This window comes from Kitasatospora sp. P5_F3 (assembly GCF_054049135.1).
The window spans coordinates 52,057-64,985 of record NZ_JBFUMY010000003.1 but is presented as its reverse complement, the minus strand read 5'-3'; the positions used below and the strand labels follow the sequence as shown (position 1 = coordinate 64,985).

The following is a 12,929-nucleotide window of genomic DNA, read 5'->3' as shown; positions in this document are numbered from 1 at the left end:
TCCCCTAATGCTCTCCCGATCCGTGCAGACCGGCGAAGTCCCTGAAGGTCGCCAGCCCGCGGCCGAGGTCGGCGGGACCGCAGCGCAGGTGGAAGACCGAACCGTCCGACCAGGCCTGGAGCCAGGAGTCCCCTTGGGTGCTCTCGATCCGGTCGAGCACGACGCCGTCGAGTCCGGTGCCCTCGAGATCGAGTTCGACGGACCAACCGGGATTGTCGAGGGTCTCGATGCGGATGCCGTACTCGTGTTCCCAGTCGCCGTCGCACTGGTCGGCGTACCAGGAGGTGAGAAAGCCCAGCGGATCCGGAGCGTCTAGGGGCACGGCGTGATCTCCCATGGTTCGGCGGGGCGAGCACTTCCGTCCGGAAGGTTCACGTGCGGTGTCGGCACCGTGATGCCGGTCTTCCGGTCGAAGTGGGGCGGGCCGACCATGTCGGCCCGCTTGGTCATCTTCCAGGGTGCCGGGTCGCGCGGGTTCGTCTGGGGCTCCCACTCCGCGTAGTGCGTGACCTGACCGGTCGTCCCGTCCCGGCGGAAGGTGGTGTGCGGCCCGGTGGCGTCCGGGTCCGGTCGCAGGCGCGGCGCCCGGGCGAGGCCGAGCGGGTCGAGCTGGCTCAGCGGGTTGTCGACGTACGCGTGGTGGTTGAGCGCCGGCGCCAGGCCCAGCGGGTCGGGGGAGAGGTATCGGCCGATCCCGGCGTCGTAGTACCGGTGGTAGTTGTAGTCGAGCCCCGTCTCGTCGTGCCGGTACTGGCCGGGGAAGCGCAGTGGGCAGTGGGCCTCCGTGCCCGGGCCGGCCAAGGTCGAGCCCCACAGATCCGTCGTCGCACACCAGGCGATCCGCCCGTCGGTAGTGACCAGCTCGCTCGGCGCGCCGATCGCGTCGGTGACGATCGCGTAGAACCGCCGGTCGGTCTCCGTCTGCGGGGCGTCGGACGGCCACGACCGGTGGAGCTGGCTCGCGGGACGGTATTCGTGTGGCTCCCAGTCCCAGGTGGTGACGACCGTCCGGCCCTCGGCGGAGACGGAGGTCTGCTCGGCCAGGCGGTCCTCGTCCCAGCAGAACAGCACGGCCGGGCCGGCCACGTCGGTCCGCTGCTTGGCGATCCTCCGGCCCAGCGGATCGTACCGGTACTCCCAGGTCTGGCCGTCGGCTGTCACGACGCGGACCAGCCGGTCGTAGGCGTCCCACCCGAAGGTCCGTTCCAGGACCTTGCCGGAGAGGGTGCGCCGGATCTCCCGGATGGTCCGGCCCTGTTCGTCGTGCTGGTAGCCGGTGCGGCCGGCCGAGCGGATCAGTGTTCCGCGGTAGCGCCGTTCACCCGACACGTCCGCCGCGGACGGGGCCGGTCCGCCGTCCGCTGCCGTGACGTTCCCGAGGGCGTCGTAGGCGTACGCCTCGGTCCAGTTGGCAGCCTGCACCGAGGTGACCCGGCCGACGGCGTCGAGACCGTACGACCGATTGCCGCGGAGCAGGTCGGTGACCGAGGACGGGTGCCCGTCCGGCCGGTAGACGTAGGTGCGCTGCTGCAGTGCCTCGTACCGGGCCGGTGACTCGCCGACCGCCGGGATCCGGGACCACAGTGACTGGGCGGTCAACCGGTGCGCCGCGTCCCAGGTCTGGGTGAGCGCGGCGCCCTGCCCCAGGTGGCGGGTGGTCTCGCGGCCCGCGAGGTCGCGGTCGAAGGTCAGTCCGCCACCGAGGGTCGCCAGCGTGCGGGCCTGACCGTTCGCGTCGTACGTCCACTCCGAGATCGCCTCGGTCGGGGTGCTCCGGCGGATCCGTCGGCCCGTCAGATCGTACCGGTTGGTCACGGCCCGGCCGTCGATGCTCTCCGTCAGGACCTGGCCGAGGGCGTCCCGTTCGAAGACCACCACGCTGTCGGCCGTGGCTTCGAGCAGTCGGCCGAGTCCGTCGTAGCGGAAGGCGGCGGGGGTGCTGCCGTCCGCCTCCCGACGGGTGACCCGGCCCTCCGGATCCCGGGTGAATCTGACGGTCTGTCCGCAGCCGTTGGTCCGCTCGACCGGCCGCCCTGCCGCGTCGTTGCGATAGTCGAGCGTGCTTCCGTTGAAGTCCGACTCGGCCGTGAGCCGGCCCGCCGGGTCGTAGGTGTAGTGCCAGTCCTGGTCCTGCGGATTGCGAACGCCGACCAGCCGCATCTCCCGGTCGTACCGGAACTCGTAGCGGGCGCCGTCGGCGTCGGTCCGCTCCGTCACCTGGCCGAACGGGCCGTAGCCGAACGACACCGCGCCCCCGTCGGGGCCGAGGTGCCGCAGCAGGTTTCCGCCCGGATCGCACTCCCACTCCTCCCGCGAACCGTCGGCGCCGACGCGCCAGACCGGTTTGCCCTCCACCGTCCAGCCCATCCGGGTGACGCCCCCGAGCGGGTCGGTCAGGGTGACCACCCGGCCGAACGCGTCCCTGGTCACCCGGGTGACCGCACCGAGCGGGTCGGTCACCGCGACCGGCAGGCCCGTCCGGTCGGTCTCGTATCGCCGAACTGCGCCGAGGGCGTCGGTGACGGTGGCCAGCCGACCGTGCCGGTCGTAGCCGTAACCGGTCGTGGCGCCGAGCGGGTCGACGGTCGACAGCAGGCGGCCCTGGGAGTCGTAGCCGTACCGCCAGGTGTGGCCGTCGGCCCCGGTGATCTCGGTCGGCAGCCGGAGTCCGTTGTACGTCGCCGTCTCCGAGGTGCCGTCCGGCCGGTCGATCCGGAGCGGGTCGCCGTTGGCGTCCAAGGTGTACCGGGTGGTGTGTCCGAGCTCGTCGGTCCGCGAGAGCAGTCGGCCGTAACGGTCGTACTCGGTCTGGACGGTGTGTCCGAGCGGATCCACCGTCCTGGTGATGTGGTGGTGCTGGTCGTAGTGGTACTTCCGCCTGTGGCCGAGACTGTCCGTCACCGTGGTGCACCGGTGCTCGGGGTCGTAGGCGAAGCTCGCGGTCAGGACGTCCTCGGAGCCGTGCGCCCGGGTCACCCGGCCGTCGGCGTCGTAGTCGTACTGGTACCAGAAGCCGTTGCGGTCGGTCCACGAGGTGAGGCGGTCCCGGGCGTCGTGGCCGTGGACCAGCGCCACACCGGAGGAGTCGGTGGTCTCCACCAGCCGGCCGCGGATGTCGTAGGCGTACGCCGTCACGGTGGTACCAAGACCACGGTTCGTGCCGTCCAGCAGCCGCAGCGCCTCGATCCGGGGGCCCGACGCGGTGTGGATCGTGTCGACCGCGACCCGGTAGCCGCCGGAGTGGCGCAGCTCGGTCGGCGGGCCGTCGGCGCCTGCCAGATAGTCCACCCGGTCACCGTTGCGGTCGGTCAGCGCACTGATCGACCGGAAGGTCCCCGCCTCCGGATCCGGGGCGAAGTGCCTGGTCCAACCGGTCTCCGGGTCCTCGATCAGGATCGTGTCGGTGTCCTGGTCCCACCTGAGCGGCCACCGCGCTCCCTCGGCCGGGAAGACCTGCTGCCCCGGCTCGGACGGTCGCGGGTAGTGCAGGATCTCCGCGTCCTCCCCGGCGTAGTGGACGCCGTCCGCGTCGATCTGTACGCGTTGGTCGAGTGTCGAGGACCAGCCAGGACCGAACCAGCGGCCGCCCGGGTACCCCGACGCGTAGGACCGCTGGACCACCAGCGGCAGCAGACCGGGGAGCTGGAGGTCGACCGCCGAGCTGACCATCTGACCGGAGACCACGTCCACCGGGTCGCCCGCGGTCCGGCACTTCCGGTTGCCGTGCGAGGGCTGCCCCTGCCCGGGGCGGCCGTTCAGCTTGGTGCGACTGTCGCGCGGCCGGCCCTTGCCCGGGCTGTGCAGGTCCTTCCGGCCGCCCTCGAGGATCTTCTGCAGCTCGGAGGCATGCTTGCGGTCGGTCTCCCGGGTGTTGTGGGCGACCTTCTTCAGGTTGTCGCCGGCCTTGCGGTAGAAGTTCTTGAGCGCCTTCCCGGCGTCCTCGGCGAGGGTCTTGCCGAGCTTCTGGGCGCTGTGCTCCAGGGCTTTGACGATCTGGTTGCTCATTCGAAGCTCACCCCCGCGATCTTGGACTGGAACACCTGGGCGTGGCCGACCACGGTCTCGGCGTGGTCGTGCATGGTGAGGGCATGGGCTTCCAGCGCTTCCGGGTCGATCCGGAACCCGGTGCCGCCCGCCGTGCCGCTGTCCACCCCCAGCGCGTTCGCGGTGGCCTCGAAGACCAGGCCGTTCACCGCCCCCGCCACCGTCTCGATCAGCGGCTCGATCGCGGCCTCGACGACCTGCGCGATGATGTACTGCTCCAGCTGCTGCTCAAGGAAGTTGATCAGGCGCTTCGCGGCCTCCTCGATCAGGATCACCGCTGCCTCGGCGGCCCCGAGGGTCGCCACCGCCGCCGCCTGGTCGGCGATGAACGCGGCTGCCAGCACGACGAGTTCGGCGATCGTCTCGATCTTCATCGCCACGATCACGTCCGCCGCCACGTCCAGCGCACTCGCCACCACGTGACAGGCCTGCACCAGGTCGTTCAGGTGACTGTCCGACAGTGCGGCCCACTTGGCCAGCAGAGCTTCGTACGAGGCGCCCTGGTACGCCTCGCCAAGACCGTGGATCGTCGCGGTGGAATCCCGGTGGGACGCCTCCACGTTCTCCGCGAACTCCCGCACATGTGACGCGAATTCGCGGACCTTGTCCTCGTTCACGGTGGGCCAGTTGATCCCGATGAACGACAGGAACGTGACTACCTCGTCGGGCAGTTCGATAGCCATGCGGCACCTCCCCCGTAGCAGCATGCGTCGGCGAATGTAGCCGGTGACTGCCGTGGAGGGGCGGGATATTGCGCCTCCTTGACCGAACTCGACCAAGCGGTGGACGGTCGGTCAGATCCGGAGCAGGGCGGTCGAGTCGGGGCCGAGCAGGAGCCCCTGGTCGGAGGGCTCGACCCGGCCGAAGGTGGCCAGCGGCTCGGCGCAACTGAGCGGCAGGAGCTGCTCGGTGGGGCCGAGGTTGACCGCGAGGCGGTAGGGGCCGCGGTGGACCACCAGCCAGCGGGCGGACTCGTCGTAGTCGACCAGGACCCGGGCCAGGTCGGGGTCGGTGAGGGCGGGGTGGCTGCGCCGCRGCCGGATCAACCGGCGGTACCAGGCGAGCAGTTCGGCGTGCGGGGCGGCGGTGGGCTCGGTCCAGTCCAGGGTCGAGGTGAGCACGGTGGCCGGTGCCTGCGGGTCGGGGATGGCGTCGGCGGACCAGCCGTGCGCGGTGAACTCCCGGCGGCGGCCCTGCCGGACGGCCTCGGCCAGCGCGGGGTCGGGGTGGCTGGTGAAGTACTGCCAGGGCGTCCCGGCGCCCCACTCCTCGCCCATGAAGAGCATCGGGGTGAACGGCGAGGTGAGCACCAGGGCGGCCCCGGCGGCGAGCCGGCCGGGGGAGAGGGTGGCGGAGAGCCGGTCCCCGGTGGCGCGGTTGCCGATCTGGTCGTGGGTCTGGGCGTAGCCGAGCAGCCGGTGGCCGAAGTCGGTGGGGAACGGGCGGCCGTGGCTGCGGTTCCGGAACGAGGACCAGCTGCCGTCGTGGAAGAACCCCTGGGTGAGGGTCTTGGCCAGCCCGGCCAGCGGCTGCCGGGCGAAGTCGGCGTAGTAGCCCTGGGATTCGCCGGTCAGCGCGGCGTGCAGGGCGTGGTGGAAGTCGTCGCTCCACTGCGCGGTCAGCCCGAGACCGCCGGTCTGGCGCGGGTTGGTGGTGCGCGGGTCGTTCAGGTCCGACTCGCCGATCAGGAACAGCGGCCGCCCGGTGGCGGCGGCCAAGTGGTCGACGGAGGTGGCGAGTTCCTCCAGGAAGTGCACGGCGCGGTCGTCCGCCAGGGTGTGCACGGCGTCCAGCCGGAGCCCGTCGATCCGGTAGTCGCGCAGCCAGCCGAGCGCACTGCCGATCAGATAGGCCCTGACCTGGTCGGAGCCGGGGGCGTCCAGGTTGACCGCCGAGCCCCAGGGGGTCTGGTGCCGGTCGGTGAAGTACGGGCCGTACGCGGGCAGGTAGTTGCCGGACGGGCCGAGGTGGTTGTGCACCACGTCCAGGATCACGCCGAGCCCCTTGCGGTGCGCGGCGTCGACGAAGCGCTTGAGACCGTCAGGACCGCCGTACGGCTCGTGCACGGCCCAGAGCGAGACGCCGTCGTAGCCCCAGCCGTGCCGGCCGGGGAACGGGCAGACGGGCAGCAACTCCACGAAGTCCACGCCCAGTTCGACCAGGTGGTCGAGGCGGGAGATCGCCGCCTCGAAGGTGCCGCCGGGGGTGAAGGTGCCGATGTGCAGCTCGTACACCACGGCGCCGGGCAGCGGCCGGCCCTGCCACGGGGTGTCGGACCAGCGGAAGGCGGCGTGGTCGACGGGACGGCTCAGCCCGTCCGGGCCGTACGGCTGACGGGGGGAGCGCGGGTCGGGCAGCGGCGGGCCGCCGTCCAGCCGGAAGCCGTAGTCGCCGGCCGGGGCGTCGGCGGTCCACCAGCCGTCCCGGTCGGGCAGCGGCGCCATCGGGTGCGCCGAGCCGTCCACCTCGACCTCGACCCGGGACGCCTCGGGGGCCCAGACCTGGTACTCCGTCACGCTGCTGCCTCCATGCTCGTCAGACTTCGGAGTCTCGCACCAGCAGAGCCACCGGATGGTGCGTCAGCAGCTCGGCCACCGACACTTCGCCACCTTCGACCTGATGCCCGGTCAGCTGGTCCGTCCAGCGCCCGGCGGGAAGGCCGAGCACGGTGTCGCGCCAGCCGCCGTGGTGCTCGAGACCGTACGGGAGCCGGGTGACCGCGCTGACCGTCCGCTCGCCGCGGGCGAAGGCGAGCAGGTGACCGGCGGCCGGGCCGGTCGCCGACAGTGGCCGGTACGGGCCCAGCTCGCCCGCCCGGCGCAGCCGCAGGGCGGTCGCGGTCAGGTGCAGCTTCTCCCGGGCCAGGTCGCCGGGGCGGTCGGTGGGGGAGTCGGTCAGCCGGACGGCGAGCGAGCCGAGGTCCACCGGAGCCCGGTTGTCCGGGTCGACCAAGGTGTAGAGCGGCTCCTCGCTGCCCTGGAACAGGTCGGGCACGCCCGGCATGGTCAGGTGCAGCAGGGCGGCCGCGAGCGAGTTGCTCCGGGCGTGCGGGGCGATCGAGTGCACGAAGCCGTCGATCCGGGGGGACAGGCCCGGGTTGGCGAGTGCCGCGCGGGCGTACTCGGCCAGGCGGCGTTCGAACTGCTCGTCCGGGGAGGTCCAGGAGGTCGCGCGCTTGGCCTCGCGGACCGACTTGAGCAGTATCCCGACCAGCCGGTCGGGCTCGACCGGCCAGGCGGCGATCAGGGTCTGCCAGAGCAGCCAGGCGGTCGGGCGGTCCGGGCAGGGGCCGGCGGCGGTGGTCCAGGCGGCGCACTCGGCGGCCCAGCGCTCCGGGAGTTCGGCCAGCACGGTCAGCCGGGCCCGGGCGTCGGCGCTGCGCTTGGTGTCGTGGGTGGAGAGCGCCGTCATGGTGTGCGGCCAGTGCTCGGCGAGGTAGCCGCACCAGTCGTGGAACTCGGCCGGGCGCAGGCCGGGGTGGGCGGGGAACCCACCCACCTCGTTCAGGCTGAGCAGGGCGTTGAACCGGTAGAACGCGGTGTCCTCGACGCCCTTGGCCGCCACCGCCGAGGCGGTCTGGCCGAATCGGGCGCAGAACTCGTCCTTGGCCGGGCTGCGGCCGAGCTGACCGAGGGTCAGGCCGCGGACCAGCTCGGCGGTGGCGGCGAGCTCCGGTGGCACGGCGGCCAGCGCGGCGGTGACGTCGGTGACCGCCTCGGGCGGGGCGGGCTCGCCGGGCACCACGTACGGGCGGTAGACCGGATACGCCGTCAGCAGCTCGGCCAGCACCGCCCGGACGGCCGGGGCCGAGTGGTCGGCGAGGGCGGGCTCGGCGGCGCAGATCCGCTCCACCAGCCGGACCAGCCGGGCCACTTCGGCGGCCAGCTCGCCGCCCGGCGCGGTCAGCTCGGCCCGGCCCCGGCGGGCCTCCTCGGCGGGGGCGGCGAGGGTGCCGCAGTCCAGCCGGTAGGCGTGCACCAGCCGCTCGGCCCCGGCGTGGTCGGTGAGCACGCCGTCGATCCGGCGCAGCGCGTCGTACCCGGTGGTGCCCGCGCAGGCCCAGTCGGCGGGCAGCCGCTCCGGGCCGGTGAGGATCTTCTCCACCACGGTGTACGCCCCGCCGGTGGCCTCGGCCAGCCTGCGCAGGTAGCCGCGCGGGTCGGCCAGGCCGTCGGGGTGGTCGATCCGGAAGCCGTCCAGCACGCCGTCGGCGTGCAGGCGCAGCAGGGTGCGGTGGGTCGCCTCGAAGACCTCGGGCACCTCGACCCGGACCGCGATCAGTTGGTTCACGGTGAAGAACCGACGGTAGTTCAGCTCGCCGTCGGCCAGCCGCCACCAGGCCGGCCGGTACCACTGACGGCTGATCAGCTCGGCGATCGGCAGCCCGGCGGTGCCGGGGCGGAGCGGGAAGGCGTGCTCGAAGTACCGCAGGGTGTCGCCGTCCACGGTGAACCGGTCGAGCTCGGCGCCGAGCCGGTCGCCGAGCAGCGGCAGCAGCAGCCGGCCGCGCCCGGGCGCGTCCACCGGGCCCGGCTGGGCCGTCCAGTCGATGTCGAACCAGTGCGCGTACCGGGAGTCGGGGCCGTCCCTGAGCACCTCCCAGAGTGGCTGGTTGAGCTGCTCGGGCACGGGCACGGCCATGTGGTTGGGGACCACGTCGGCGATCAGCCGCAGTTGGTGGCGGTGGGCCTCGGCCGCGAGCTCGCGCAGTGCGGGCTCGCCGCCGAGCTGCTCGCTGATCCGGCCGTGGTCGACGGTGTCGTAGCCGTGGGTGGAGCCGGGAGTGGCTTCCAGGAGCGGGGAGAGGTGCAGGTGCGAGACGCCCAGCGCCGCCAGGTAGGGGACGGCGTGCCGGGCGTCGTGCAGGGTGAAGGCGGGCTGGAGCTGGAGCCGGTAGCTGGAGGTGGGTGGACCGACGGCGCCCGCCGCCGGGCGTGGCTGCTCGGAGGTCATGGCTGATGACTACCCGGACGCTTGGTGCGCCAACGCGGTGTTGGTGCGAACGGCCTAATCACGGCGGTCGACGGGGTGGTCGATGGGGCGGTGTGGGCGGGTGGGTCAGGCCGGGCGCTGAAGGACCATCAGCGAGCGGTCGGTCAGCCAGAGCGTGTCACCCGCCTTCACCCGCGTCCCGGTGCCCGGGGCGGGCAACACCGGCTGGGTGGTGTCCACCACGGTCTGCCACTCCTGGCCGTGGTCGGCCGGGACGGTGAACTCCAGCGGCTCGGAGTGGGCGTTGAAGAGCAGCAGGAAGGAGTCGTCGATGATCTTGCCGCCGCGCCGGTCGGGCTCGGAGATCGCGTTGCCGTTCAGGAAGACGGTGAGCGACTTGGCGTAGCTGGTGGACCAGTCCCGCTTGGTCATCTCCTCGCCGGCCGGGGTGAACCAGTTGATGTCGGTCAGGTCGTCGTGGGTGCCGGAGACCGGGCGGCCGTGGAAGAACCGGCGGCGGCGGAAGACCGGGTGGTCCCGGCGGAGCCAGATCATGCCCTGGGTGAACTCCAGCAGCTCGGACTCCGGGGTGCCGTTCTTCGGCCAGTGCACCCAGGAGAGCTCGTTGTCCTGGCAGTAGGCGTTGTTGTTGCCGTGCTGGGTGCGGCCCAGCTCGTCGCCGTGCGAGAGCATCGGCACGCCCTGGGAGAGCAGCAGGGTGGCGATGAAGTTCCGCTGCTGACGGGCTCTCAGCTCCAGCACGCCGGGGTCGGCGGTGTCGCCCTCGGCGCCACAGTTCCACGAGCGGTTGAACGATTCGCCGTCCCGGCTGTCCTCGGCGTTGGCCTCGTTGTGCTTCTCGTTGTAGGAGACCAGGTCGCGCAGGGTGAAGCCGTCGTGGCAGGTGACGAAGTTGATCGAGGCGATCGGGCGGCGGCCGTCGTCCTGGTAGAGGTCGGAGGAGCCGGTCAGCCGGGAGCCGAACTCGGCCAGCGTGGCGGCCTCGCCGCGCCAGAGGTCGCGGACGGTGTCCCGGTACATGCCGTTCCACTCCGTCCAGAGCGGGGGGAAGTTGCCGACCTGGTAGCCGCCCTCGCCCAAGTCCCAGGGCTCGGCGATCAGCTTGGCCTGGGAGACCACCGGGTCCTGCTGGCAGAGGTCGAAGAACGAGGAGAGCCGGTCCACCTCGTGGAACTGCCGGGCCAGGGTGGCGGCCAGGTCGAAGCGGAAGCCGTCCACGTGCATCTCGGTGACCCAGTAGCGTAGCGAATCCATGATCATCTGGAGCACGTGCGGACTGCGCATCAGCAGGCTGTTGCCGGTGCCCGTGGTGTCCTCGTAGAACCGCTGGTCCTTGGCCAGGCGGTAGTAGGAGACGTTGTCCAGGCCGCGGAAGGAGAGCGTCGGGCCGAGGTGGTTGCCCTCCGCGGTGTGGTTGTAGACCACGTCGAGGATCACCTCGATGCCGGCCGCGTGCAGCGCCTTGACCATCGACTTGAACTCCTGCACCTGCTGCCCGCGGTCCCCGCCGGAGGAGTAGGAGGAGTGCGGGGCGAAGAAGCCGATGGTGTTGTAGCCCCAGTAGTTGGAAAGACCGAGGTCGCGCAGCCGGTGGTCCCGGACGAACTGGTGCACCGGCATCAGCTCGATCGCGGTCACCCCGAGCTTGGCCAGGTGCTCGATCACGGCCGGGTGGCCGAGCCCCGCGTAGGTGCCCCGGATCTCGTCGGGGATGCCGGGGTGCAGCTGGGTCAGGCCCTTCACGTGGGCCTCGTAGAGCACGGTGCGGTGGTAGTCGGTGCGCGGGGGCCGGTCGTTGCCCCAGTCGAAGTACGGGTTGATCACCACCGAGTGCATGGTGTGCGGCGCCGAGTCCAGGTCGTTGCGCCGCTCGGGTGCGCCGAAGTGGTAGCCGTACACCGACTCGTCCCAGTCGATGTGGCCGCTCATCGCTTTGGCGTACGGGTCGAGCAGCAGCTTGGCGCTGTTGTGCCGCTGGCCGAGCCCGGGATTGTGCGGGCCGTGCACGCGGAAGCCGTACCGCTGCCCGGGCTGGATACCGGGCAGGTAGGCGTGCCGGACGAAGGCGTCCGTCTCCCGGAGCTCGACCGAGGTCTCGGAGTCGTCCTCGCCCAGCAGGCAGAGCTCGATCCGATCGGCGCTCTCGGAGAACACCGCAAAGTTGGTGCCGGCCCCGTCGTAGGTGGCGCCGAGGGGGTACGGCTGCCCTGGCCAGACCTGCATATCGCCTCAACTTCCCTGGTGCCAACCGGAATTGGCGCTGTACAGGATCTGCCCGGCTGGCTGCCGAACCATGTACGGACCATGCGTACCGTGATGCACGGCATACCGGAATCCTCCCCAACCCGAGGCCGTCAGCGCGAGCAATCGGCTGCGACTTCGCCCGAACGAGTGTCCGCCCAGTGGCTAATCCACCTTCTCCGAACGGATGGTTGTACGGACAAGGGGCTGCGCCCCCGCCGACCCGGGCAGTACCCTTGATCGTCCGGCACGCGCTCCGGGCACCGTGCGGACTCAGGCCAGGCCCTCTCCGCCATGGTTGAGACAGGGTCAGCGGACGGTCCGTCATCTCGCCGGTCCGCCGGGGGTGGGCCGAGAGGTGAGGTAGCGCATGGTGGTCCCCGCCGACGGTCGGGACGGCCCGGAGAACCCCGGCCGGAGCGAGGCGCCGACGGTGGTGATGCGCGGCCGGCCGCCCAAACGCGTCACCGTCCCGGCCCAGGGCGGTCCCGCCGAGCCCGCGCCACTGGCCTGGTCCGCCGACCAGTGGGGGCTGGCCGACCACCGGGTCCGGCTGGCCGGCCGGGCGTATGTCTGGCTCAACCTGGTCGAACAGCGGCTGCGCGCCCTGGTGGACGAGGTGCTCCGGCCGGTCTACGCGCCCGCGCACGGCGAGGACTGGGTGACCGCCGCGGCCGGCCCGGCCGGCGAGGAGTGGGTGCACCGGGCCGGCGCGGTCCGTGAGGTCAGCCGCCGCAAGGGCTACCTGCTCGACCCGGCCGACGACGACCCGCTGGTCTTCCTCACCCTGCCGCAGCTGCGCGAGCTGATGGTGCAGCACTGGCCGTGCTTCGAGCCCTATCTGATCGACCGTCGGGAGATCGAGCTCGCGCTGGACGAGCTGGAGGTCGCCCGGCACGTGGTCTCCCGCAACCGCAGCCTCTCCGGGACGGTGCTGGCGCAGACCGAGCGGGCCGCCGCCCGGCTGCTCACCCTGCTGGACGGCGGCTCCGGCGGGGTGCCCGCCGACGTGGTCGAGGAGCTGGTCGGCGGCCGGTTCGCGGACGTGGTCTCGGTGCACGCCGACCGGGTCAGGCTGCAGCGCGAGCTGCCGGTGGAGGACCTGCTGGAGGGCGCCAGGCGGCTGGACGCGGTCGGCATCGCGCTCGGCATGCTCTGCCAGAACTACACCGGCAAGCGGCTGGTGCGGCTGGCCTCCGAGGGTTGCCGGGTCCGGCTGCTCTTCCTCAACCCGGCCAGCAGCGCGGTCCGCCGCCGGGAGCGGGAGCTCGGGCTCGGGCGGGGCGAGCTGGCCCGCTCGATCGAGATGAACATCATGCACGTCCGCCGGGTCCGGGCCCGGCTGCGCGACCAGGGCGGCTTCGAGATCCGGGTGTTCGACGAGATGCCGCGCTTCACCGCGTACCTGGTGGAGGGCGCCCGGCCGCCCGGCCGACGGCGCTCGGGCGATCTCGGCGTGGTGCAGCCGTACCTGCGGCGGGCGCGCGGGATCGAGTCTCCCGCGCTGGTGCTGCGCGGCGGTGCCGGGCAGGAGCCGGGCGGGCAGGAACCCGGGCTGCTGGAGGTCTACCGCGAGGAGTTCGAGGGGGTCTGGGCGGACTCCCGGGCGGTGTCCTGAGGGATGTCCGGAGGGGTCCTGACCTGGGGGCCGACAGTCGTACCGGAACGGGGGGCGGCTGACAGAGTGTCAG

The 12,929-nt window shown here is 72.1% G+C and carries 7 protein-coding genes; 1 reads left to right on the top strand and 6 read right to left on the bottom strand.

Translation table 11 applies throughout. The features are described from left to right. Positions 1 to 4 precede the first annotated feature (4 nt). The 6 genes from ACXJMZ_RS01965 to glgX form a co-directional block, all read right to left on the bottom strand. On the bottom strand, positions 5 to 322 hold the full coding sequence (locus ACXJMZ_RS01965; protein WP_457028213.1) for an Imm53 family immunity protein: 318 nt from the start codon (positions 320 to 322) through the stop codon (positions 5 to 7). Next, entirely contained in the window at positions 313 to 4,005 is a 3,693-nt protein-coding gene (locus tag ACXJMZ_RS01960) for a DUF6531 domain-containing protein (RefSeq protein WP_457028212.1), read from the bottom strand. The genes ACXJMZ_RS01965 and ACXJMZ_RS01960 overlap by 10 nt, the downstream gene beginning before the upstream one ends. Continuing rightward, on the bottom strand, positions 4,002 to 4,727 hold the full coding sequence (locus ACXJMZ_RS01955; RefSeq protein ID WP_457028211.1) for a WXG100-like domain-containing protein: 726 nt from the start codon (positions 4,725 to 4,727) through the stop codon (positions 4,002 to 4,004). Before ACXJMZ_RS01955 ends, ACXJMZ_RS01960 begins: the two co-directional genes overlap by 4 nt. A 111-nt stretch (positions 4,728 to 4,838) precedes the next feature. After that, positions 4,839 to 6,560, bottom strand: coding sequence for a malto-oligosyltrehalose trehalohydrolase (gene treZ / locus ACXJMZ_RS01950; protein WP_457028210.1), 1,722 nt, complete (start codon positions 6,558 to 6,560; stop codon positions 4,839 to 4,841). 19 nt (positions 6,561 to 6,579) lie between these two features. Beyond that, positions 6,580 to 8,997 (bottom strand): malto-oligosyltrehalose synthase, encoded by a 2,418-nt coding sequence (gene treY / locus ACXJMZ_RS01945; protein WP_457028209.1) that lies wholly within the window; start codon positions 8,995 to 8,997, stop codon positions 6,580 to 6,582. A gap of 105 nt (positions 8,998 to 9,102) precedes the next feature. Then, on the bottom strand, positions 9,103 to 11,220 hold the full coding sequence (gene glgX / locus ACXJMZ_RS01940; RefSeq protein ID WP_457028208.1) for a glycogen debranching protein GlgX: 2,118 nt from the start codon (positions 11,218 to 11,220) through the stop codon (positions 9,103 to 9,105). A 388-nt stretch (positions 11,221 to 11,608) separates the two neighbouring features. Here glgX and ACXJMZ_RS01935 point away from each other — a divergent pair, with 388 nt between their 5' ends. Then, positions 11,609 to 12,856 carry an SAV2148 family HEPN domain-containing protein gene (locus ACXJMZ_RS01935; protein ID WP_457028207.1) on the top strand — a complete coding sequence of 416 codons (1,248 nt, stop codon included), beginning with the start codon at positions 11,609 to 11,611 and terminating at the stop codon, positions 12,854 to 12,856. The last annotated feature ends 73 nt before the right edge of the window (positions 12,857 to 12,929 follow it).